The sequence below is a fragment of the Micrococcus endophyticus genome (assembly GCF_014205115.1).
GTDB classification, from domain to species: domain Bacteria; phylum Actinomycetota; class Actinomycetes; order Actinomycetales; family Micrococcaceae; genus Micrococcus; species Micrococcus endophyticus.
This window is the reverse complement of sequence record NZ_JACHMW010000001.1, coordinates 478,482-498,880: the sequence shown is the minus strand read 5'-3', so window position 1 is coordinate 498,880 and position 20,399 is coordinate 478,482. Positions and strand designations below refer to the sequence as shown.

Genomic DNA, 20,399 nt, shown 5'->3' with positions numbered 1-20,399 from the left:
AGCCGGAGTCGCAACGCTCCACCACGATCCATGCGATCACTCGAAATAGCGAGGAAAGCGCTGCGACAGATCAAAAATCATCGAAAGCTGATTCATACCCATTAGCTCTTTCGCGAACAGACGCGCCTGCGCCCGCCCCTGACCGGCTGTCATCTTGCCGGCTTCTGCGCGTGCGATAACGATGCGGACAGCGAGCGCAAGGTTTTGTGGATCACGCCTCTCACCCAAGGCCGCAACGATGGCTGTGTCAGCTTCATCCAGATCATTGACCGCTAGCGCAAGTTTGGCTCGGACATTCTGAACTACAGCGAGCGGCGCGCCCGGTAGCTCCTGTGCGTTCGATAGGGACTCTCGAGCTTTGGCAAAGTCTCCCAGGTCAACCTGGACGCTCGCCAATGACAGCCAGGAGTCAACGAAGGCGGCGTCGATCTCAACAGAACGCTGAAACTCTTTCATTGCCTGAGAGGGCTTGTTGAGTTGCAGCGCGATACGACCCAGCCGATGACGGTAGCGGGGGTTACTGGGTTCACGTTGAACGGCGCGAGACATCATCGTCCTAGCGTCCTCGAACTCGCCCAGTGCTTCCAATGCTTGAGAATAAATCGAGAGCGCAAAGGGTGTATCTCCACCCTTGTCGATCGCGGTCTTCGCGGCGGCCGCAGCGCCGTCCCAATCCTCCATTCGAATCCTGACTTGAGCAATATCGGCGTATAGCTGCGAGTTATTATGGCGGAAATGGATCGCCTTCTCATACCACGAGATAGCTGCAGCCCACTTGCGGTCGATCTGCTCTACTCGCCCCCTGTCCCGCAGAACCGATGGACTTTGGGGGTGCGCTGAAACAAGCTGGGCGCCCAGTTCTCGGGCCTCGGGCATCCGTCCAAGGCTGGCAAGGGTCTTCATGATGATCTGCTGCGCTGGAAGGTCAACTTCGTCGTCCCCGGTGAGAGCTTCCTCAAGATACGCGAGAGCCTCGGCCCACCTCTTCTCCTGGAACAACTCCTTGCCGGTCTGGAACAGCGTGCCGATCAGCCCCTGACGTAGTGCGCGCGCCTCATTCAGGCGACCAGCCAGGCCGAGGACTTTGACCGTAGACAACAACGTCTCGACATAACTGTCCCCCGCGGGAGTGATCCGCTCCAACCGCGCAACAAGCAAGGTCGCGAGCCGGTCCGTAAGCTCCAGGTAGCCAGAATGCTTGCGGTAAGAACGAAGGAAGTAGTCCCGCAACAGCGGGTGCAACGTGAGTGTTCCAATAGAAGCAAGCCGAACCAGACCTGACTCGGTGACCTCTGCTACAGCTTCGTTGTACGATCCTGCGTTTAATTCGAGTACCTCGCTCAATTCCTCGCCACTGAGTGGCCCATCGACGAGGGATAGGATTTCTAGAAGCCTCCAACTCGTGACGCCAATACGATTAGGATCGATGAGATCCGTTGCGATCTCGTGTCGCTGTTCGTTGAGTTCCCCGGCACTCAATGGCAAACGGGGTGCAACCACTTCTAGAGCTAAGGGATGGCCATCGAGTTCACGAGCGACCGCGGTTAGCTGCTCATCTGTCCCTGTGGCGTCATGAGATCGCAAGAGTGGAAGCGAGTGCTGGACCTTAAGTCCGTCAAGATAAAAATCGCTGGAGGACTGTTCGTACCCAGCGCCAAGACGCGGCTTGCGTCGGGAAGTGAAAACGATGAGCCGATTTGTGTTGTTCGATGGTTGATGAACGGCGTCTACAACCTGTTTGGCAACCCTGCCGAGACTACCGTCGTCCTCTAACCAGTGTTCAGCGTCCTCGAAAACCAGAATGCCTCCGTTGGCTACGAAGGTCTTGAGGATTCCCACACTATGCGTAACGATCGAGTCGAGGGCAGCACCTTCCTCGGCGGGCTCGACGCGCAAGGAGCTGCTCAATCGAAGATTCAGTTCCGGTTCGGCTGTCCCTTCGTCCACAGTGATTGTTAGGACAGTCCCTGATCCGGTAGTTATTCGCGCAAGTCCCTCGCGGGCCAGGGAGCGCTTCCCGCTCCCCGGAATTCCGCAGATCCACAGTGTCGAAATGGTGCTGTCGTAGAGTGCTTCCTCAATGCGGTTGATTTCGGTATTCCTATTGAAGAATCTTCTTCTAGGTCGTGGGGCTGGGGTGTTCCCCCCCAGGAGTGACGCAATCTCTGCAGGTGTAGTCGTCGTCCTGGCTTGCAGGAAGGGCCGAAAATGCAGGGGTACAGGAGTTGAGTCGAGACACACGATTCTCAACGCGATTGCCGAATCCTCCAGCCAGCGCGTGAAGGCCATCGTTGTCTCAAACTGCACCCAGCGGGACTCAGAAGATGCTCTAGACCAGAGCAATACGAAGTCGGTCGATGCTTCGATCCCGGCACTGATCTCGTGCAGAAGGAGTTGGCCGACATCGATCTCGTGAAGGTCGACCCAAGCATCGTCTCCGAGTGCCGCCTTCAGCTCCAGGGCCAACGGCTTGTCGGCACCCGCATGGGAGATGAAGTACCTCTTCGTTGTCACTGCGGTACCTCCGTTGGTAGTCGTTTAGCGGGGGCTCAGCCCACATGGCGGCTCCCAACCCAGTCCCTCCCAAGCCTAGCGTTCCGGTGCTTCTGAGGCCGAGAAGGCGATGGCCCCGACTGTGCGAGCTTTCCTTGCCAGTGCCGAGCGGCTCATAACGGCTGTTGTAGGCGCGCGGACTAACTTGGGGGAGCACTTTGCTCACCTCGCGACCATGAGGAAACCCGAGCCCGACTCCGTCCCGGTATCCATCCCGCTCGTCGTGCTCGACGTGCGCGAGGACGGCACGATCACCGTCACCGTAGACGGGAGACGGTTGGACCCCGACCTTTTCGCGCCGCCGTGGCGGCGATCCTCGTTCGGGCAGATCATCGACCGCGCCACCAACGACCGGACGACAGCGGTGCGGGTCGAGGTCCGCGAGGCGGACGGCACGATCTTCACCGACATCATCGCTCCCCGCCGCCGGAGAACCCAGTCGCAGCCCGAGGCTGAGAAGCCGGTATCGGGGCCTGCGTTCCTCGCTGTCGAGGGCGACGGCTTCGTGCCGTGTGAGGATGTGGCCGTCGCCGTCATCACCGAGCACACTGACGCTGCCGGGACCGGCACCGCTCGCGCCCTCGTCAATCCCGCGGACGCCTCCGGCGGGTCGTTGAAGTGCTGCTGTTCGGGCGCGTTTCCGGCACGGTCGTCGTCCAGCGTGTGGTGCCGTGAACGGTCAGGGTCGGCAGACCGGCTCCTTTGGAGACGAGCTGACCAACGCGGCCATGATCGGGCTGGTCGTGCTGTTCGGCGTCGCTCTTATGCTTCGTGGCGCCGGATCGGTTGCGGCATGGCTCACGGGCACGAGCCAACCGACCGGCGGTCCCGCCACCGGCGGCGGCGTGCTTTTCGATCCCGGCGATCCCGCCAGTGCGCTCGGTGCGCCTGGCCTGAGCCCAGTCGTCTACTGGATCGTCGTGAGCCTGCTGCTCGCCGTGCTCGTCGCGTGCGCGGTAGGGGTGTGGTCGCGGCTGCGCCGGCACACGCACCGGGTCGATCAGGACCCGCGTCGGATGGCCGGTATCGCTACTCGCTCGGAGGTCAACACTGCCGCGTCTGAGAAGGCGCTGCTGCGCCGGGCGGGGAGCCTCCGGCCCGGTCTGGACAGTCCGCGTCCGCAGGACGTGGGCTACCGGCTGGGTGTCTCCAAGGGCGCGGGCGTGTGGGCGAGTGTGGAGGACTCGATCATGGTCATCGGCCCGCCCCGAAGCGGCAAAGGCCTGCACCTGGTTATCCCCGCGATCCTCGACGCTCCCGGCGCAGTCGTGGCCACGAGCACCCGCCCGGACAACCTGACCGCGACGATGCGCGCCTGGGGTCGGATCGGCCCGGGCGCGATCTTCGACCCCCAACATTTGGCGGAGGGTCTACCTGCGGGGATGCGGTGGTCGCCGATCCGTGGATGCGAGTCGCCGCAGACGGCGATGATCCGAGCCGCCGGGCTCGCCGCCGGCACCGGGCTGTCCGCCGGCGGAGTCGATGGTGGCGGGTTCTGGGAGGGCAAGACGCGGGCCGCCCTGCAATCGCGGCTGCACGCTGCGGCGATCAACGACCGGCCGCCGGCCGAGCTGTTCCGGTGGACCCTCGACCCGACCACGGCCGCCGATGCCGTGGCGATCCTGACCAGTTCTCCGCTCGCGGCGACGGGGTGGGCAGAGTCGTTGGACGCGATGATCGACTCCGACCCGCGCACCCGCGCCTCGATCTGGCAGGGCGTCTCCCTGGCGCTTGGCTCGCTGGCCGACCCGCGGGTGCTCGATGCCGTCTCACCTGGCCCGGGCGAGGGCTTCGACCCCGAGCAGTTCATCCAGAACAAGGGCACCCTGTTCCTGCTGGCCACCGGATCAGGGGCCGGCGCATCCGCGGCGCTGGTGGCCGCGCTCGTGGAAGACCTGATCGAGACCGTCCGCAGGCTCGCCGCCCGCTCGCCCGGCGCCAGGCTCGATCCGCCTTTGCTTCTGGCGCTGGATGAGATAGCCAACCTCAGCCCGTTGCCGTCGCTTCCAACGCTGATGGCCGCAGGGGGCGGGTCGGGCATCACGACGATGCCGGTGCTGCAAAGCCTCGCCCAAGCCAGGGACAAGTGGAACGAGCGCCAGGCGGGCGCGATCTGGGACGCCTCGATCGTCAAGGTGATCCTCGGCGGCGCCACCAACAGCCGCGACCTGCAAGACCTGTCCGCGCTCGTCGGGGAACGCGACGAGTACACAGACTCCGTGACCCTCGGCGATCACGGCACCCGCTCCAACCAGAGGTCCGTTCGGCGGGTGCCGATCTTCCCACCCTACCGTATCCGCCGGCTCCCGTTCGGAACCGGGATCGTGCTGCTGCGCTCCGCACCACCGATCGTCACCGACCTGCACCCGTGGCCCAAGCGCCCCGACGCCGCCCAGCTCACCGCCGACCGCTCCGAGATTGAGGCTCTGCTGCGCCGCACTGACTGAACGGGCGCCAGTCGCCTCGCGGCTCACCTCGCTCCCACAGCGAGCCGCGATGACCGCTCGCGTGAGCAGACAGGAGCACAGCATGTCCGACGCCACCGATGACGTGACCGCGAGCAACGTTCCCGACCCGGACCTGGACGAGATGGATGAGGGCTACGACGACCCGCTGATCGCCGAGCCCCCGCACCCGATCGACTGGAACCTGCTGAACCCCGACGACGCCGAGGTCGAGTGGCTGGAACTGAACCGCTGGGTGGACTGGCTCAGGCACACCTACGGGCTTCCCGCCTCTGTCATCCCGCCGGCCTGGTACACGCACCCCGAGCTGCTGTGGGAACTCTCCGCGTTGCATCTGCACTGGCTCTGCGCCTACGACCCCGAGCAGAACGGCAGCGCACCGCTGGGATGGCACCGCGACTTCGCCGACGCCCGCCAGCGGCTCCGCGAATGGGTCGCGGCGTCGGGCACCAAGCTCGACCACGACCGGCCGACCAGGCAGACCGTCTGGCCCGGCGAAGAACCCGCCCAGCCGATCGAGGACATCCCGATCATCGACCGCGACGCCGAGTTCGTGAAGTTCGTCATGGCCGACGTCACCGCCCGCCGCGAGGCCGAGGAAGCGTTCTACCGCGACCTCGACCCCGACACCGGAGAAGTGTCATGAGCGACAACGGACCACTCGTGGTGTCACCCCTGATGCACAGCCGCGAGGTCGCAGCGTACTTGAAGGTCTCGGAGTCCACGCTGTCGCGGTGGCGCTCCGCCGGGACCGGACCGCCGTTCCTGCGCCTCGGCGGGATCGCCCGGTACCGGCTCGATGCGATGGACCGCTGGCTGGCCGAGCTCGAACACGACCATGCCCCGGAGAGCTGAGCCCCAGCCGACCGCTGCGCCTAAGCCGGTGCCGCCGATCGGGGTGAAGCTGTCCACGGACATGGAGCGTCGTTCCTACGGCATCCGCGCCCGAGCCCGGTGGACCGACCCGACCACCAAACGACGTGTCACCCGGTCGGAGATCGTGCCCGACGAGGCCGCGGCGCACGCCTTCTTCGACCAGCTCCGCAACTCATCGACCAAGGGCATGGACGTGTCGATGACGCTGTTGGAGTTCGTCACCTCTATCGGCGACCGGTGGGCGCGAGGCCTGGACCCGACCTCCACCGGCGAGACCTACGGATACGGACTGAAACTCCGGGTGCTGCCCGCGCTCGGACACCTGCCCGTCACGCAGATCACCGCAGGCATCATCGACCGCACCATCGACGAGTGGGAGCAGCGCCACGGCGCCTCGACCATCAAGAACACCATCGCACCGCTGGTCCGCGTACTCGATGAAGCGGTCCGGGACGGGCTAATCCAGATCAACCCGGCGAAGAACCGCGCCACGCGGAGCCTGAACCGCAACGCCTTCCGCGGCCAGTCCGCCGAGCAGTCCTCCCCGCGGGCGCACGCGATCCCAGACATGAAGACCCTCAACCGGCTCGCCAAGGCGTGCGGCAAGGTCCACCAGCCCTACAGCGACTTCGTGATGCTCGCCGCGCTACTGGCCGCACGGTCCTCGGAGGTATTCGGATTGCAGGTCGGGGACGTGGACTTTGGTAAGAACCTCGTCGTGATCCGTAGGCAGGTCTTCCCCGGCAAGGGCGGCCTGGCGATCAAGCCGGCCAAGAGCCGCAAAGAGCGCCGGGTGCCGATCCTCGAACCGCTCCGTCCTGTCCTGGATCGTCTCACCGAGGGCAAGCAGCCGGAAGACTCATTGCTCGTTGGACCGAAGGGCGGCTACCTCACCACCGCGACCGTCCGCGACGCCACCGACTGGGACAGCATCGTCGCGGGGCTCGGACTGCCCGACCTCACCCGCCACGGCTTGCGCCACACCGGGGCGACCTGGATGGCCGACGCAGGCATCCCGTTGCACGTGCTGCAAGACATCCTCGGCCACGCCTCGATGGAAACCACCCGCGGCTATCTCCACCCCGACGACCGGCATCTCGCGTCGGCAGCCGAGCAGGCCAACGCCTTCCTTTCCGCCGCAGGACAGCGCAAACAGGCCCGGCGCAGCGGCCCCTCGGCCAGGGGCCTGTGATGTGCGCCCGCGTACGCGCGAGCAGCCTCACAGTCGTTCTGGTCCCCTTCTGGTCCCCTTATCCCCAGGGAAGCGGGCCGAGGTGGTCCGGCTGTCCACAGGCGACCGTCCGGCATCACTCCAGGGGGACCAGAGGGGGACCACGGAAAACGACCCCTGGACATGATGAAGTCCCGGTGAGAATCAGATTCTCACCGGGACTTTCCTCGGTCGGGCTGACAGGATTTGAACCTGCGACCCCTTGACCCCCAGTCAAGTGCGCTACCAAGCTGCGCTACAGCCCGTGGCGAATCGCGTCATCCGCGTTTCAGCACCCGATGAGCATAGCGCACGGGCGCGGCCGTGCGCGAATCGGCGGTCGGCGCGTCGGGTGCGCGCCGACTGCGTTCCGGGGCGTGGACGAGACCCTGGAGAACGAACAAGGGGCCCACGTCCTCTTCACAGACGCGAACCCCTCATCCCTTGACCAAGGGTGACCCGACCGTGAGTCCCCCGGCGACCCCCGCCCACCGGAGAGCCGGCGGCACGGATGGTCTGCACTCGTCTCCCCCTCAGGCGAGGGTTCAGTCGTGCACCCGGGAATGGTACCACGCCGGGAGCCCTCCGGATCCGCATCCGGGCGGGCCCGGCGGGTCAGAACCTGAAGCTCTGGTCCCCCACGCGGAACTCGACGTCCTTCAGGTCCGGGATGGCGTTGCGCGCCTGCTCCGCCACCTCCCGCATCGTGTCCTCGAGAACCTGGGGATCGGCCTCGAGTGCGGACTCCGCGTACTCCACGATCACGCGGCCGTCTTCGCGCAGCGCCTCCACGTCCGCCATGTCCGGGCCGGAGGGCAGGGACTTCATCAGGTCCTCGACGGCGGCCTCCGCCTCCAGGTCCAGCCCCTCGATGCGGGGCAGCTCCAGGTCGCGCAGGTCCTGCTCGGTGATCTCGCGCAGCGGCTCCGCCCGGCCGCGCAGGTCCTCGAGGAGCTCGCCGACCCGCTGGTCCGCCCCGTCCAGGGCGCCCTCGGCCTGCCGCTGCAGCTCGCCCAGGTCCACCCGGTTCGAGGCGTCCGCCTCGAGCTCGCTGATGCGGTCCTCGGCCTGCGCGAGGCGGTCCTCCGCGCTCTCCAGGGCCGCCTGCGCGTCCCCCTCGTCCACACCGCAGCCGCTCAGGGCCAGGCTCAGGGCGGCCAGCGCGGCGAGGGACAGGACTGCGGGACGGCGGGGGCGCAGGGTGGTCATGGCCCCACGCTAGGCGCGGAACATGAGGAAACCATGGGAGCTCCCCCGGGAGGGGGTGGGACGACGACGCCCCGCGGCCGGGGCGGGATCCGTCGATCCCCTCCGGGCCCGCGGGGCGCCGTCGTCGTCTGCGGCCGCCGCGCTCAGCGGCGCCGGCCGCGCTTCTCGCGCACGCGCATGCCGATCTCCAGCGGCGTGCCCTCGAAGCCGAAGGTCTCGCGGAGGCGGCGCACGATGAAGCGGCGGTACCCCGGGTCCAGGAACCCGGTGGTGAACAGCACGAACTTCGGCGGCCGGCTGGAGACCTGCGTCGCGAAGAGGATGCGGGGCTGCTTGCCGCCGCGCAGCGGGTGCGGGTGGGCCGCCACCAGCTCGCCGAGGAACGCGTTGAGCTTGCCCGTGGGGATGCGGGTGTCCCACGAGTCCAGCGCGGTGTCCAGGGCGGGCACGAGGCGGTCCTTGTGCCAGCCGGTCTTCGCGGAGATGTTCACGCGCGGGGCCCAGGCCACGTGGGCCAGGTCCCGATCGATCTCCTTCTCCAGCTGGTGCCGGCGGTCCTCGTCCACCTGGTCCCACTTGTTGAATGCGATCACCAGGGCGCGGCCGGAGTCGAGCACCATCTGCAGGATGCGCACGTCCTGCTCCGAGATCACCGACGGCGCCTCGAGCAACACCACGGCCACCTCGGCGCGGTCCAGGGCGGAGGCGGTGCGCAGGGAGGCGTAGTAGTCCGCGCCGTGCGCCATGTGCTGGCGGCGGCGGATGCCGGCGGTGTCCACGAAGCGCCACAGGCGCCCGCCGAGCTCCACGAGCTCGTCCACGGGGTCGCGGGTGGTGCCGGCGAGGTCGTCCACCACCACGCGGTCCGAGCCGGCGAGCCGGTTCAGCAGGGAGGACTTGCCCACGTTCGGGCGGCCCACGAGGGCGATCCGGCGGGGGCCGCCGCGGGGCACGAGGCCGCCGTGGGCGGACTCCTCGGGCATCGCCTCGAGCGCGGCGTCCAGCAGGTCGGCCACGCCGCGGCCGTGCACGGCGGAGACGGGGTACGGGTAGCCGAAGCCGAGGGACCACAGCGAGGCCGCGTCGGCCTCCTGCACCATGTCGTCCACCTTGTTGGCGGCCACGATCACGGGGCGGTCCTTGCGGCGCAGCATCGAGACGACGGCCTCGTCCGTGGCGGTCATGCCCACGGTGGCGTCCACCACGAACACGACGGCGTCGGCCACGTCCACGGCCAGCTCGGCCTGCTCGGCCACCCGGCGGTGGATGCCCTTGGCGTCGTGCTCCCAGCCGCCGGTGTCCACCACGGTGAACTCGCGGCCGTTCCACTCGGCGTCGTAGGAGACGCGGTCGCGGGTCACGCCCGGCACGTCCTCCACCACGGCCTCACGGCGGCCGATGATGCGGTTGACGAGCGTGGACTTGCCGACGTTGGGCCGGCCCACGATCGCCAGCACCGGGGGCACCGGCGCATCCAGGTCCTCGTCGGGGCCGAGCTGCCAGGCGTCGAGGAGGGCGGCGTCGTCGTCCTCGAGCTCGTAGTCGGCGAGGCCGGCGCGCAGCGACGCGGCGCGCGCCTCGGCCTCCTCCTCGGTCATGTCCGCCAGTCGCTCGGCGACCTGGTCCTCGCCGGCGGGGACGAACTCGTCATCGCCGGAGCGGTGCTGGGCGTTCTCGGTCATCGTCGGCCTCCCTTCACGGCCGGGGTGCCGGCCTGGTCCTCGACGGCGGCCAGGACGGCCGCCACGGTCTGCTCGAAGTCGAGCTCGGTGGAGTCCACGAGCGCCACGCCCTCGGCGGGGCGGTCGAACGTGGACACGGTGGCGTCGCGGGCGTCCCGCCCGGCCACCTGACGGTGCAGCGTGCCGGCGTCGACGCCGGGCTCCCCCGCCGCGGCCAGCTGCCCGGAGCGGCGGGCGGTGCGGACGGCCTCGGAGGCCGTGAGCAGCACGCGGGCGTGGGCGTCCGGGGCCACCACGGTGGTGATGTCCCGGCCCTCGGCCACCATGCGGCCGGCGGCGGCGATCGTCTCGCGCTGGCGGCGGCGAAGCTCCTCGCGCACGGGGATCACCACGGCCACGGTGGAGACCGTGTCCGTGACCTCGGCGCCGCGGATGGCCTCGGTGACGTCGGTGCCGCCCACGCGAACGGCCTCCACGTCCGGGTCCGTGGACTGCTCGAGCTCCATGGCCACGGCGGCGGCCGCCACGGCGTCGGCGTCGGCGAGGTCCACGCCCTCGTTGAGGCAGTGCCAGGCCACGGCCCGGTACATGGCGCCGGTGTCCAGGTAGGCGGCGCCGAGGCGGCGGGCCACGGCCTTGGACACGGAGGACTTGCCCGAGCCCGAGGGCCCGTCCACGGCCACCACGAGGGGCGTCGTCGCGACGTCGTCGCGGGTGTGCTCGGTCATCTCAGACCACCTTCCATCCGGCGGCGGACAGCGCCGCCACGAGTTCGTCCCTGCGGCCGGGCAGCACGGAAATCTCCACCATGCCGGCCCGGTGGCCCGAGGCGTGCTCGAGCCTCAGGTCCTCCACGTTCACGTCGGTGCGGCCCACCTCGTCGAGGACGGCCGCGATCTGCCCCGGGGTGTCGTCCACGATCACGGTGACGACCGCGAACGCCTGGGGCGGGGCGCCGTGCTTGCCGGGCACGCGGGCGCGCCCGGCGTTGCCCTCGGCGATCAGCCGGGCCATGTCCAGCCGGGACCCCGGGGCGCCCGGCGCCTCGAGGGTGCGGATCAGCCGGTCCAGGTCGTCGCGCAGCCCGTGCAGCGCGGGCACGATCCGCTCGGCGTTGCCGGAGAGGATCTGCACCCACAGCTGCGGGTCCGAGGCGGCGATCCGGGTGGTGTCCCGCAGCCCATTGCCGGCCAGCGCCAGGGCCTGGTCCGGGGTGTCCTGCAGGCGCGCGGCCACGAGCGAGGCGGCGATCTGCGGCAGGTGCGAGATCATCGCCACGGACTCGTCGTGCGCGCGGGCGTCCATGCGGTACGGCGTGGCCCGCAGCGCCAGGGCCAGGGCGCGCCCGGCCTGCACCGCGGCGGGCAGCGTCGTGTCCGTGGGGCACAGCACCCACGGCGCCTGCGTGAACAGGGTGCCGCGGGCGGCCACGGGCCCGGAGCGCTCCGAGCCGGCCATCGGGTGGGTCCCGAGGTGCCGGTCCGGGTCGGACGGGCCGAGCCGGCCGTCGTCGACGGCGGCGCGCACGCCCGCGGCGATCGCCTCCTTCACGGAGGCGATGTCCAGCACGAGGGCCCCGGGCCAGCGGCGCAGGGAGTCCACCACGACCTCGGCGGTGACGTCCGGCGGCGCGGCCACCACCACGAGGGCGGGGGCCGGCCCGGCGTCCCCGCCGTCGTCGATCCGCATCGGGCGCCCGGCACCGATGTCCGCGGCGACCGCGAGCGCGGCCGGCGAGAGGTCGTGCAGGAGCACGTCCGCCCCGGCGGCGCTCAGGCCGATGCCGATGGAGGCGCCCAGCAGGCCGGTCCCCCGGACCAGCACGGGCTGCGGGATCCCGGCCGGGAGCGCGCCGGGCACCGCCGCGGCGGTCTCGGCGGCGGCGCTCACAGGCCGACCAGGGCCTTGAGGTGGCCCAGCTCCTGCGCGGACAGCGCGCGGACGCTGCCCTGCTTCTGGTCGCCCAGCAGGATGGGGCCCACCTTGACGCGCACGAGGCGCTCCACGGGGTGGCCGATCTCCTGGAACATGCGGCGCACGATCCGGTTCTTGCCCGAGTGCAGCACGACCTCCACGAGCACGTGCCCCGGGGTCGAGTCCACGAGCTTGAAGGAGTCCACCTTGGCCACCCCGTCCTCGAGCTCCACGCCCTCGCGCAGGCGGTTGGACACGCCCTTGGCCAGCGGGCCGCGGGTCTGGACCACGTAGGTCTTGGGGACCTCGTAGCTGGGGTGGGTCAGGCGGTTGGCCAGCTCGCCGTCGTTGGTGAGGATCAGCAGGCCCTCGGTCTCGTTGTCCAGGCGGCCGACGTGGAACAGGTGCTCCTGGCCGGGCTTGAGGTACGTGGCGATCGAGGGCCGGCCCTCGGGGTCCACCATGGTGGAGATGACGCCGCGGGGCTTGTTGAACACGTAGTACTGCTTGGTGACGTCCGTCTGCACGGAGATGCCGTCCACGCGGATCACGGCACGGGCGGGGTCCACGCGCACGCCGGGCTCGGTGACGATCACGCCGTCCACCTCCACGCGGCCCTCGGCGATGAGGTCCTCGCTGACGCGGCGGGAGGCGACGCCCGCGGAGGCCAGCACCTTCTGGAGGCGCTCGCCGGACTCGTCGTGGATGCGGTCGAGGTTCGCGGCCTTGGCGCGGGCGGCGCCGGCGCCGCGGCCGCGGCGGCCGCGGGTGCGGGGCACGGCGTCCTCGTCGAAGGGCGCCTCGTCGCGGGGGCCGGCGGGGCCGCGGCGGGCCCCGAGCTGTCGCTGGAAGTCGCGCTCCTGGAACGGGCCTCCTCGTCGTCCGACGGAAGGGGTGCGTCCGGAGCCTCTCGGCTTGCGGGAGTTCATGGGAGTGCGTCCTCTCTGCAGGTGCGCGTCGACGACGCCGGCGGGCCGGCGTCGTGCGGGTCTGGGGGTCGGGCGCGCGCCGGAGTCGGCCGCGCCGTCGTCCATTCTCGCAGATCCCCCGGCGCGGCGCCTCCGGCCGGGTCCGGGGACGACGACGGCCCGGGTCCCCGCGGGGATCCGGGCCGTGGTGCGCGGGGCGGCGCGGCCGCCTACGCCTGGAGGATCAGGGCGCGCCGCCGCGGCAGATGAGCTCGCGGGCGAGCTGGCGGTAGGCCTTGGCTCCGTCGTGGTTCTCGGCGAACAGGGTGATGGGCGTGGCCGCCACGGTCGCGTCGGCGAACTTGATGGAGCGCTTGATCACGGTCTCGAACACCTTGTCCCCGAAGCCGGCCACGAGCGAGCCCACGACCTCCTTGGAGTGCAGGGTGCGCTGGTCGAACATGGTGGCCAGGACGCCGTCGATCTCCAGGTCCGGGTTCAGGCGGTCCTGGACCTTCTCGATGGTCTCCACGAGCAGCGCCACCGCGCGCAGGGCGAAGAACTCCGCGGTGAGCGGGATGATCACGCCGTGGGAGGCGGTCAGCGCGTTCACGGTGAGCAGGCCGAGGGAGGGCTGGCAGTCGATGAGGACCACGTCGTAGTCGTCCCGCACCTGGCGCAGCGCCCGCTCGAGCACCTGCTCGCGGGCCACCTCGTTGACCAGCTGGACCTCGGCCGCGGACAGGTCGATGTTCGCCGGCAGCAGGTCCATGCCCTCGAAGGGGGTGGGCAGGATGGCGTCCCGCGCGGTGACGGATCGCTCCATGAGCACGTTGTAGACGGTGGTCTCCAAGTCGTGCGGGTTCGCGCCGAGGCCGGCGGAGAGCGCGCCCTGCGGGTCGAAGTCCACCATGAGCACCTTACGGCCGTAGCCGGCGAGCGCGGCGCCGAGGTTGATGGTGGAGGTGGTCTTTCCGACCCCGCCCTTCTGGTTCACCATCGAGATGATCCGGGCCGGGCCGTGCGAGCTCAGCGGCGCGGGCTCCGGGAAGTCGTGCTTGGGGCGTCCGGTTGGCCCGAGCACGGGCTCGCCGTGGATCGTCATCACGGGGATCGGTTCTCTCGAGGTCACGGCGGCGCCGGCTCCTTCCAGGCTGGTCTGCACGCCCGGCCCGTGGGCCGCGGGGTCCCGCGGTCGCCGCGGGCGGCGTGTCCTTCTCGTCCCCCACCCTAGTGCCTGGCACGGGGCGGACGACGGCGGGGCCGGGGCGACGGGCCACTCGGACCCGCCTCCCCGGCCCCGCAGGACCGTCAGCGGCTCTTCGAGCGCGGCTGGTCCACCAAGCCCGCCGGCGCCGCGGGCCGCGGCATGGGGCTGTGGCTGACCCGGCGGATCGCCGAGGAGGCCGGCGGCGTCGCCGAGGTCGCCACGGATTCGGGGACCGTGTTCACCGTGGAGGTGCCCCCGGCGGCGGAGCCCGAGGCGGAGACGGCGTGAGCGCGCGCCCCTACCGCGTGCTCGTCGTCGAGGACGAGGCGCTCACCGCCCAGACGTCCGTGGACCACCCGCACCGGCTGCCCGGGTTCGAGGTGGCCGCGGTGGCCGGCTCCCTCCTGGAGGCGCGCAAGGTGACGGCGGCCGGCCTGCACGCGGACGGCCGGTTCCCCTTCGACGTGGTGCTGCTGGACATGAACCTGCCGGACGGGCACGGCCTGGACTTCCTCCAGCAGCTGCGCGGCGCCGGCTTCCACGGCGGCGTCCTGGCCCTCACGGCCGCCACGGACCTGCCGGTGCTGCGCCGGGCCGTGGCCTACGGGGTGGTCCAGTACCTCGTGAAGCCGTTCGGCTTCGACGAGTTCGCCGCCCGGCTCGGCGGCTTCCGGGCCGCCTCCGCCCTGCTGGCCGGCGGCGGCGCGCTCGAGGGCCAGGAGCAGGTGGACGCCGTGTTCCGGGTCTCCCGCGAGCGCCGCGCCGAGGAGCTGCCGAAGGGGCTCACGGAAGGCACGCTGCGCGAGGTCGTGGACCTGCTCGGCGCGGACCCCGGGCGCGGACACAGCGCGGCCGAGGTCGGCGAGCGGCTGGGCATCTCCCGGGTGACGGCGCGGCGCTACCTCGAGCACCTCGAGCGGATCCGCCGGGTGCGGCGCTCGGCCCGGCACGGCGGCCGCGGCCGGCCCGAGCAGGAGTACCGCTGGGCCGGCCGCGCGTGAGCGAGGCTCAGCGGGCCGGGCGCAGCACCCCGGCCAGAGCCTCGAGCACGGCGGAGTCCTCGATGGTCGAGGGCACCGAATACTCCTCGCCGTCGGCCATCTGGCGCATGGTCTTGCGCAGGATCTTGCCGGAGCGGGTCTTGGGCAGCGCGTCCACCACGACGACGTCGCGGAAGTCCGCCACCGGGCCGACGTCGCGGCGCACGGCCTGGCGCAGCTCGTCCAGGAGCGCGCCCTCGGCCTCGGAGCCGGGCTCGGGCGTCTCGACGCCGGACTTGAGAACCACGTAGCCGGAGGGGCGCTGGCCCTTGAGCTGGTCGGCCACGCCGATCACGGCGCACTCGGCCACGGCCGGGTGGGAGGCCAGCGCGGCCTCGAGCACGCCGGTGGACAGGCGGTGGCCGGAGACGTTGATGACGTCGTCGGTGCGCCCGAGCACGAACACGTAGCCGTCCTCGTCCACGACTCCGGAGTCACCGGTCGCGTAGTGGCCGGGGAACGCGCTGAGGTAGGAGTCGATGTAGCGCTGGTCGTCGCGCCACAGGGTGGGCAGGGTGCCCGGGGGCAGCGGCAGGCGCAGGGCGATGTTGCCCTCGGTCCCGGCCGGTACGGGCTCGCCCAGGCCGTCCAGGACCACGAGATCGACGCCCGGCGAGGGCACGGAGGACGACCCGGTCTTCACCGGCAGCTGCTCCAGGCCCACCGGGTTCGCCGCGATGGCCCAGCCGGTCTCAGTCTGCCACCAGTGGTCGATCACCGGCATGCCCAGCAGGCCCTCGATCCACCGCTGCGTCTCCGGGTCCAGGCGCTCGCCCGCGGCGAAGAAGTGCCGCAGGGAGGACAGGTCGTGGTCCTGGAGCAGCTCGCCCTCGGGGTCGGCGCGGCGGATCGCGCGCAGCGCCGTGGGGGCCGTGAAGAAGGAGCGCACGCCGTGGTCCTCGATGAGCCGCCAGAACGCGCCGGCGTCGGGGGTGCCCACGGGCTTGCCCTCGTACATGACCGTGGTGGCCCCGGCCAGCAGCGGGCCGTAGACGATGTAGGAGTGCCCCACCACCCAGCCCACGTCCGAGGCCGTGCACATCGCCTGGTCCGGGCCGACGTCGTAGATGTTCTCCATGGTCCAGCGCAGGGCGACGGCGTGGCCCCCGTTGTCCCGGACGACGCCCTTCGGCTTGCCCGTGGTGCCCGAGGTGTAGAGCACGTACAGCGGGTCGGTGGCCTTGACCGGCACGCAGTCGGCCGGCTCGGCGGCCGCGACGGCCTCGCCCCAGTCCTCCCAGCTCGCGCCCCCGCGCCCGGCCACGTCCGCCAGGGAGGTCTCGAAGCCCTCGCGGTGGTGGACCAGCACCGTGCGCACGGGGTGCGCGGCGGTTTCGAGCGCCTCGGCCACGGCGGGCAGGTATTCGACCCGGCGCTTGGGCTCGATGCCGCCGGAGCAGGTGAGCACGACGTCGGGGGTGGCGTCGTCGATGCGGGAGGCGAGCTCGCGCGGGGCGAAGCCGCCGAAGACCACGGAGTGCACCGCACCGAGGCGGGCGCACGCCAGCATCGCGATGTGGGCCTGCGGGATCATCGGCAGGTACACGAGGACGCGGTCGCCCTTGCCGACGCCGCGTGCGGCCAGGGCGCCGGCCAGGCGGGCCACCGCGTCCGTGAGCTCGGCGTACGTGAAGCGGGTGACCTCGCCGGTCATCGCGGAGTCGTGGATCAGGGCGACGGCGTCCCCGCGGCCCGCCTCGACGTGCCGGTCCAGGCAGTTGAAGGCGGTGTTCAACTCGCCGTCCGGGAACCAGCGGTACAGGGGCGCGGCGGAGTCGTCGAGGGCGCGCGTCGGGGGCACCGTCCAGTCGATGGCCTCGGCCGCCTCGAGCCAGAACCCCTCGGGATCGTGCAGGGAGCGGGCGTGGGCGGCGGCGTAGGCGCCGGAGGGGCGGGATTCGGTGGGGGCATCATGGGTCGCCATGCGCTCAGGGTAGTGCTGTGCATCACACTTTCACAAGAGATGTGTATACATTTCGGCGACCCGGGGAGGGCCCCGGCACGCCGCCCCCGACGGCGGCGCTTCGGGGAACTGTGGGTCAACTCCCCCGGACCGGCGGCCCCCGCGGCGGACACGCGCGCGGATCCGCCCCTCCTCATCGAGGAGACCGTGTGTATACACTGAGGGCATGCGAGCGAGTGAGCGGGCGTACCAGGCCCTGAGGGCGGAGATCCTCGACTGGTCCCTGCCCCCGGGCGCCGGACTGGGCGAGGTGGAGCAGGCCGAGCGCCTGGGCATCTCGCGCACCCCGGTGCGCGAGGCGCTCTCCCGCCTGGTGGCCGACGGCCTCGCCGAGCAGGCGCCCGGCCGGGGCACCGTCGTCGCCGACCTGTCCTTGGAGCAGGCCGACCAGCTGTTCGACCTGCGGATCGCCCTCGAGTCCCTGCTGGCCCGCCGGGCCGCGCAGCGGGCCACCCCGGAGACCGCGGCTCGGTTCACCGCCCTGGCGGCCCGCTTCCACGAGGCCGGGGAGGCGCTGCGCGCCGGCACCGACCCCGCCGACTACTACGCGATGACCGCCGAGCTGGACGCGAGCCTCGACGAGGCCGCGGCCAACCCCTACCTCGTGTCCACGCTGCGCACCCTGCGCCTGCACCTGGCCCGGCTGCGCCGGCTCGCCGCGGACGACCCCGCCCGCCTGGCGACCTCCGCCGCCGAGCACGCGGACATCGCGGACGCCGTCGGCTCCGGCGCCGCCGACCTGGCCGAGGCGACCACCCGCGTCCACCTCCACCACGCCTTCCATCACCTGACCCGGCGCACCCGCGCCGACGAGACCCCGACCCTGCTGTCCCCCACCGAAGGAGACCGACCATGAAGAACCATCACGTGCGCGTGCACCGCTCCGAGGAGAACCTCGAGCGCAAGGACCAGCTCGCCTGGAAGCTGGCCGAGGTGGCCGTCGACGACGTCGAGGTGCTGCCCGAGGTCGAGGAGATGATCGTCAACCGCATCATCGACAACGCGTCCGTGGCCGTCGCCTCCCTCCAGCGCGGCCCCATCGTCGCCGCCCGCGCCCAGGCCCTGTCCCACCCCGTCTCCACCGGCGGCGCCGGCGCCACCGTGTTCGGCGTCGAGCAGAAGGTCTCCCCCGAGTGGGCCGCCTGGGCCAACGGCGTGGCCGTCCGCGAGCTGGACTACCACGACACCTTCCTGGCCGCGGAGTACTCCCACCCGGGTGACAACATCCCGCCGATCCTCGCCGTCGCCCAGCACGCCGGCCGCTCCGGCAAGGACCTGATCCGCGGCATCGCCACCGGCTACGAGGTCCAGGTGGACCTCGTGAAGTCCATCTGCCTGCACAAGCACAAGATCGACCACGTGGCCCACATCGGCCCGTCCGCCTCCGCCGGCATCGGCACCCTGCTCGGCCTCGACACCGAGACCGTCTTCCAGGCCATCGGACAGGGCCTGCACACCACCACCGCCACCCGCCAGTCCCGCAAGGGCGAGATCTCCACGTGGAAGGCCCACGCCCCCGCGTTCGCCGGCAAGATGGCCGTGGAGGCCGCCGACCGCGCCATGCGCGGCCAGACCTCCCCCGTGCCGATCTACGAGGGCGAGGACGGCGTGATCGCCTGGATGCTCGACGGCCCGGACGCCTCCTACGAGGTCCCGCTGCCCGAGGCCGGCGAGCCCAAGCGCGGCATCCTGGACACCTACACCAAGGAGCACTCGGCCGAGTATCAGGCCCAGGCCTGGATCGACCTCGCCCGCAAGCTGAACAAGGAGCACCCGGAGGCCACCGACCCGGCCAACGTCGAGTCCGTGCTCATCAAGACCTCGCACCACACGCACTACGTGATCGGCTCCGGCGCGAACGACCCGCAGAAGTACGACCCCACGGCCTCCCGCGAGACCCTGGACCACTCGATCCCCTACATCTTCACCGTCGCCCTGCAGGACGGCGCGTGGCACCACGTGGACTCCTACGCCCCGGAGCGCGCCGCCCGCGAGGACACCGTGGCCCTGTGGCACAAGGTGACCACCGTGGAGGACCCCGAGTGGACCCGCCGCTACCACTCCAACGACCTCACGGAGAAGGCCTTCGGCGGCGCCGTGGAGATCACCCTCACGGACGGCACCGTCATCACCGACGAGATCGCCGTGGCGGACGCCCACCCGCTGGGCGCCCGGCCGTTCGCCCGCGAGCAGTACATCCAGAAGTTCCGCACCCTCGCCGAGGGCATCGTCACGAAGGAGGAGCAGGACCGCTTCCTCGACGCCGTGCAGCGCGTCTCCGAGCTCGGCCCGGGCGAGCTGGACCAGCTCAACGTGATGGCCGACCCCGCGTTCCTGTCCCAGGCCGACCTGGACAACGCCCCGAAGGGCCTCTTCTGATGCTGTACTCCACCAAGACCGCCGAGCAGAAGCGCGTGGACCTGCGCGCTGCGCTCGCCGAGGGCGGCGCCCAGCAGTTCCCCGGCGCCTTCACCCCGCTGACCGCGAAGCTCATCCAGGAGAAGGGCTTCCCGGGCGTCTACATCTCCGGCGGCGTCCTCGCCAACGAGCTGGGCCTGCCCGACGTCGGGCTGACCACGCTCACCGAGGTCGCGCTGCGCGGCGGGCAGATCGCCCGGCTCACGGACCTGCCCTGCCTGATCGACGCGGACACGGGCTTCGGCGAGCCGATGAACGTGGCCCGCACCGTGCAGGAGTTCGAGAACGCCGGCCTGGCCGGCTGTCACATCGAGGACCAGTTCAACCCGAAGCGCTGCGGCCACCTGGACGGCAAGAACATGGTGGACCTGGACACGGCGGTCAAGCGCATCGCCGCCGCCGTGGACGCCCGCCGCGACCCGAACTTCCTGATCATGGCGCGCACCGACCTGCGCGCCGTGGAGGGCCTGGACGCCGCGATCGCCCGCATGAAGGCGCTCGTGGAGGCCGGGGCGGACGCGATCTTCCCCGAGGCCCTCAAGGACATCGGCGAGTTCGAGACCGTGTGCCGGGAGTTGGCGCCCCTGGGCGTGCCCGTGCTGGCGAACATGACCGAGTTCGGCAAGTCCGAGCTGTTCACCCGGCAGCAGCTGGCCGACGCCGGCGTGGCCATGGTGATCTACCCGGTCACCCTGCTGCGCTCCGCGATGGGCGCCGCCGAGCGGGTGCTCGACGCCATCAAGGACGAAGGCACCCAGGCCTCGCAGGTGGACGAGATGCTCACCCGTGCGCGCCTGTACGAACTCGTGGACTATGAGGGCTACAACGCGTTCGACACCGGCATCTTCAACTTCGACGTCCCCACGCTGGACATCGACGAGAACAACGCCAACCTCTGACACCCGTCACCGCGGCCCGCCCGTGCGCGGGCGGGCCGCCTCCCCTTCAGGA

Annotated in this window: 17 protein-coding genes and 1 tRNA gene; 9 read left to right on the top strand and 9 right to left on the bottom strand. The window is 70.6% G+C overall.

All coding sequences use genetic code 11. The features are described 5' to 3' along the window. Positions 1 to 36 precede the first annotated feature (36 nt). Positions 37 to 2,514, bottom strand: a complete 2,478-nt coding sequence (locus HDA33_RS12990; RefSeq protein ID WP_184170483.1) for a tetratricopeptide repeat protein — start codon at positions 2,512 to 2,514, stop codon at positions 37 to 39. Between the two features lie 767 nt (positions 2,515 to 3,281). On the opposite strand from HDA33_RS12990, the gene HDA33_RS02320 reads away from it, so the two are divergent. The 4 genes from HDA33_RS02320 to HDA33_RS02305 all read left to right on the top strand — a co-directional run bounded on the left by HDA33_RS02320 (position 3,282) and on the right by HDA33_RS02305 (position 7,086). Continuing rightward, positions 3,282 to 5,000: a type IV secretory system conjugative DNA transfer family protein gene (locus HDA33_RS02320; RefSeq protein ID WP_184173724.1), complete on the top strand. Its 1,719-nt coding sequence runs from the start codon at positions 3,282 to 3,284 to the stop codon at positions 4,998 to 5,000. Between the two features lie 82 nt (positions 5,001 to 5,082). Further along, entirely contained in the window at positions 5,083 to 5,664 is a 582-nt protein-coding gene (locus tag HDA33_RS02315) for a hypothetical protein (RefSeq protein ID WP_184170480.1), read from the top strand. Continuing rightward, entirely contained in the window at positions 5,661 to 5,873 is a 213-nt protein-coding gene (locus HDA33_RS02310) for a helix-turn-helix transcriptional regulator (RefSeq protein WP_184170477.1), read from the top strand. The genes HDA33_RS02315 and HDA33_RS02310 overlap by 4 nt, the downstream gene beginning before the upstream one ends. Before the next feature lie 43 nt (positions 5,874 to 5,916). Beyond that, positions 5,917 to 7,086, top strand: a complete 1,170-nt coding sequence (locus tag HDA33_RS02305) for a tyrosine-type recombinase/integrase (RefSeq protein ID WP_338104226.1) — start codon at positions 5,917 to 5,919, stop codon at positions 7,084 to 7,086. A gap of 210 nt (positions 7,087 to 7,296) precedes the next feature. On the opposite strand, the gene HDA33_RS02300 is transcribed toward HDA33_RS02305, so the two are convergent. The 7 genes from HDA33_RS02300 to HDA33_RS02270 all read right to left on the bottom strand — a co-directional run bounded on the left by HDA33_RS02300 (position 7,297) and on the right by HDA33_RS02270 (position 13,922). Next, positions 7,297 to 7,370 (bottom strand) — tRNA-Pro (locus HDA33_RS02300). A gap of 349 nt (positions 7,371 to 7,719) precedes the next feature. After that, positions 7,720 to 8,313: a hypothetical protein gene (locus tag HDA33_RS02295; RefSeq protein WP_158494451.1), complete on the bottom strand. Its 594-nt coding sequence runs from the start codon at positions 8,311 to 8,313 to the stop codon at positions 7,720 to 7,722. A 143-nt stretch (positions 8,314 to 8,456) separates the two neighbouring features. Beyond that, complete coding sequence (gene der, locus HDA33_RS02290; protein ID WP_184170471.1) at positions 8,457 to 9,995, bottom strand: ribosome biogenesis GTPase Der; 1,539 nt, start codon at positions 9,993 to 9,995, stop codon at positions 8,457 to 8,459. Beyond that, positions 9,992 to 10,723: a (d)CMP kinase gene (gene cmk / locus HDA33_RS02285; protein WP_158492038.1), complete on the bottom strand. Its 732-nt coding sequence runs from the start codon at positions 10,721 to 10,723 to the stop codon at positions 9,992 to 9,994. Before cmk ends, der begins: the two co-directional genes overlap by 4 nt. Before the next feature lies 1 nt (position 10,724). Further along, the gene (locus HDA33_RS02280; protein WP_184170468.1) at positions 10,725 to 11,885 is read right to left on the bottom strand and encodes a prephenate dehydrogenase; all 1,161 of its coding nucleotides are present in this window, start codon (positions 11,883 to 11,885) and stop codon (positions 10,725 to 10,727) included. Then, positions 11,882 to 12,838: a pseudouridine synthase gene (locus HDA33_RS02275; protein WP_158494450.1), complete on the bottom strand. Its 957-nt coding sequence runs from the start codon at positions 12,836 to 12,838 to the stop codon at positions 11,882 to 11,884. The genes HDA33_RS02280 and HDA33_RS02275 overlap by 4 nt, the downstream gene beginning before the upstream one ends. Before the next feature lie 223 nt (positions 12,839 to 13,061). After that, positions 13,062 to 13,922, bottom strand: a complete 861-nt coding sequence (locus tag HDA33_RS02270) for a ParA family protein (protein WP_051040013.1) — start codon at positions 13,920 to 13,922, stop codon at positions 13,062 to 13,064. Positions 13,923 to 14,054: 132 nt separating this feature from the next. Between HDA33_RS02270 and HDA33_RS12985 the strand changes: the two genes are divergently transcribed. Both HDA33_RS12985 and HDA33_RS02260 read left to right on the top strand, forming a co-directional pair. Then, complete coding sequence (locus tag HDA33_RS12985) at positions 14,055 to 14,315, top strand: ATP-binding protein (RefSeq protein WP_338104361.1); 261 nt, start codon at positions 14,055 to 14,057, stop codon at positions 14,313 to 14,315. Further along, positions 14,312 to 15,028: a response regulator gene (locus tag HDA33_RS02260; RefSeq protein ID WP_184170466.1), complete on the top strand. Its 717-nt coding sequence runs from the start codon at positions 14,312 to 14,314 to the stop codon at positions 15,026 to 15,028. The genes HDA33_RS12985 and HDA33_RS02260 overlap by 4 nt, the downstream gene beginning before the upstream one ends. Positions 15,029 to 15,035: 7 nt before the next feature. Here the strand turns inward: HDA33_RS02260 and HDA33_RS02255 are convergent, their stop codons facing one another. After that, positions 15,036 to 16,991: an AMP-binding protein gene (locus tag HDA33_RS02255; RefSeq protein ID WP_184170463.1), complete on the bottom strand. Its 1,956-nt coding sequence runs from the start codon at positions 16,989 to 16,991 to the stop codon at positions 15,036 to 15,038. A 205-nt stretch (positions 16,992 to 17,196) separates the two neighbouring features. Here HDA33_RS02255 and HDA33_RS02250 point away from each other — a divergent pair, with 205 nt between their 5' ends. From HDA33_RS02250 to prpB, 3 genes are read left to right on the top strand one after another with little or no spacing between them, the layout of a single operon-like run. Continuing rightward, on the top strand, positions 17,197 to 17,886 hold the full coding sequence (locus HDA33_RS02250) for a GntR family transcriptional regulator (RefSeq protein ID WP_184170460.1): 690 nt from the start codon (positions 17,197 to 17,199) through the stop codon (positions 17,884 to 17,886). Beyond that, positions 17,883 to 19,409 carry an MmgE/PrpD family protein gene (locus tag HDA33_RS02245; protein WP_017489411.1) on the top strand — a complete coding sequence of 509 codons (1,527 nt, stop codon included), beginning with the start codon at positions 17,883 to 17,885 and terminating at the stop codon, positions 19,407 to 19,409. The genes HDA33_RS02250 and HDA33_RS02245 overlap by 4 nt, the downstream gene beginning before the upstream one ends. Continuing rightward, positions 19,409 to 20,347, top strand: a complete 939-nt coding sequence (prpB, locus tag HDA33_RS02240; RefSeq protein WP_158492047.1) for a methylisocitrate lyase — start codon at positions 19,409 to 19,411, stop codon at positions 20,345 to 20,347. Before HDA33_RS02245 ends, prpB begins: the two co-directional genes overlap by 1 nt. Positions 20,348 to 20,399 lie beyond the last annotated feature (52 nt).

Excerpts from the sequence above, each read along its gene's own strand:
- HDA33_RS02320 (WP_184173724.1), top strand. The coding sequence starts at position 3,282 with ATGATCGGGCTGGTCGTGCTGTTCGGCGTCGCTCTTATGCTTCGTGGC.
- HDA33_RS02315 (WP_184170480.1), top strand. The coding sequence starts at position 5,083 with ATGTCCGACGCCACCGATGACGTGACCGCGAGCAACGTTCCCGACCCG.
- HDA33_RS02310 (WP_184170477.1), top strand. The coding sequence starts at position 5,661 with ATGAGCGACAACGGACCACTCGTGGTGTCACCCCTGATGCACAGCCGC.
- HDA33_RS02295 (WP_158494451.1), bottom strand. The coding sequence starts at position 8,313 with ATGACCACCCTGCGCCCCCGCCGTCCCGCAGTCCTGTCCCTCGCCGCG.
- der (WP_184170471.1), bottom strand. The coding sequence starts at position 9,995 with ATGACCGAGAACGCCCAGCACCGCTCCGGCGATGACGAGTTCGTCCCC.
- cmk (WP_158492038.1), bottom strand. The coding sequence starts at position 10,723 with ATGACCGAGCACACCCGCGACGACGTCGCGACGACGCCCCTCGTGGTG.
- HDA33_RS02275 (WP_158494450.1), bottom strand. The coding sequence starts at position 12,838 with ATGAACTCCCGCAAGCCGAGAGGCTCCGGACGCACCCCTTCCGTCGGA.
- HDA33_RS02270 (WP_051040013.1), bottom strand. The coding sequence starts at position 13,922 with ATGACGATCCACGGCGAGCCCGTGCTCGGGCCAACCGGACGCCCCAAG.
- HDA33_RS02255 (WP_184170463.1), bottom strand. The coding sequence starts at position 16,991 with ATGGCGACCCATGATGCCCCCACCGAATCCCGCCCCTCCGGCGCCTAC.
- HDA33_RS02250 (WP_184170460.1), top strand. The coding sequence starts at position 17,197 with ATGCGAGCGAGTGAGCGGGCGTACCAGGCCCTGAGGGCGGAGATCCTC.
- HDA33_RS02245 (WP_017489411.1), top strand. The coding sequence starts at position 17,883 with ATGAAGAACCATCACGTGCGCGTGCACCGCTCCGAGGAGAACCTCGAG.
- prpB (WP_158492047.1), top strand. The coding sequence starts at position 19,409 with ATGCTGTACTCCACCAAGACCGCCGAGCAGAAGCGCGTGGACCTGCGC.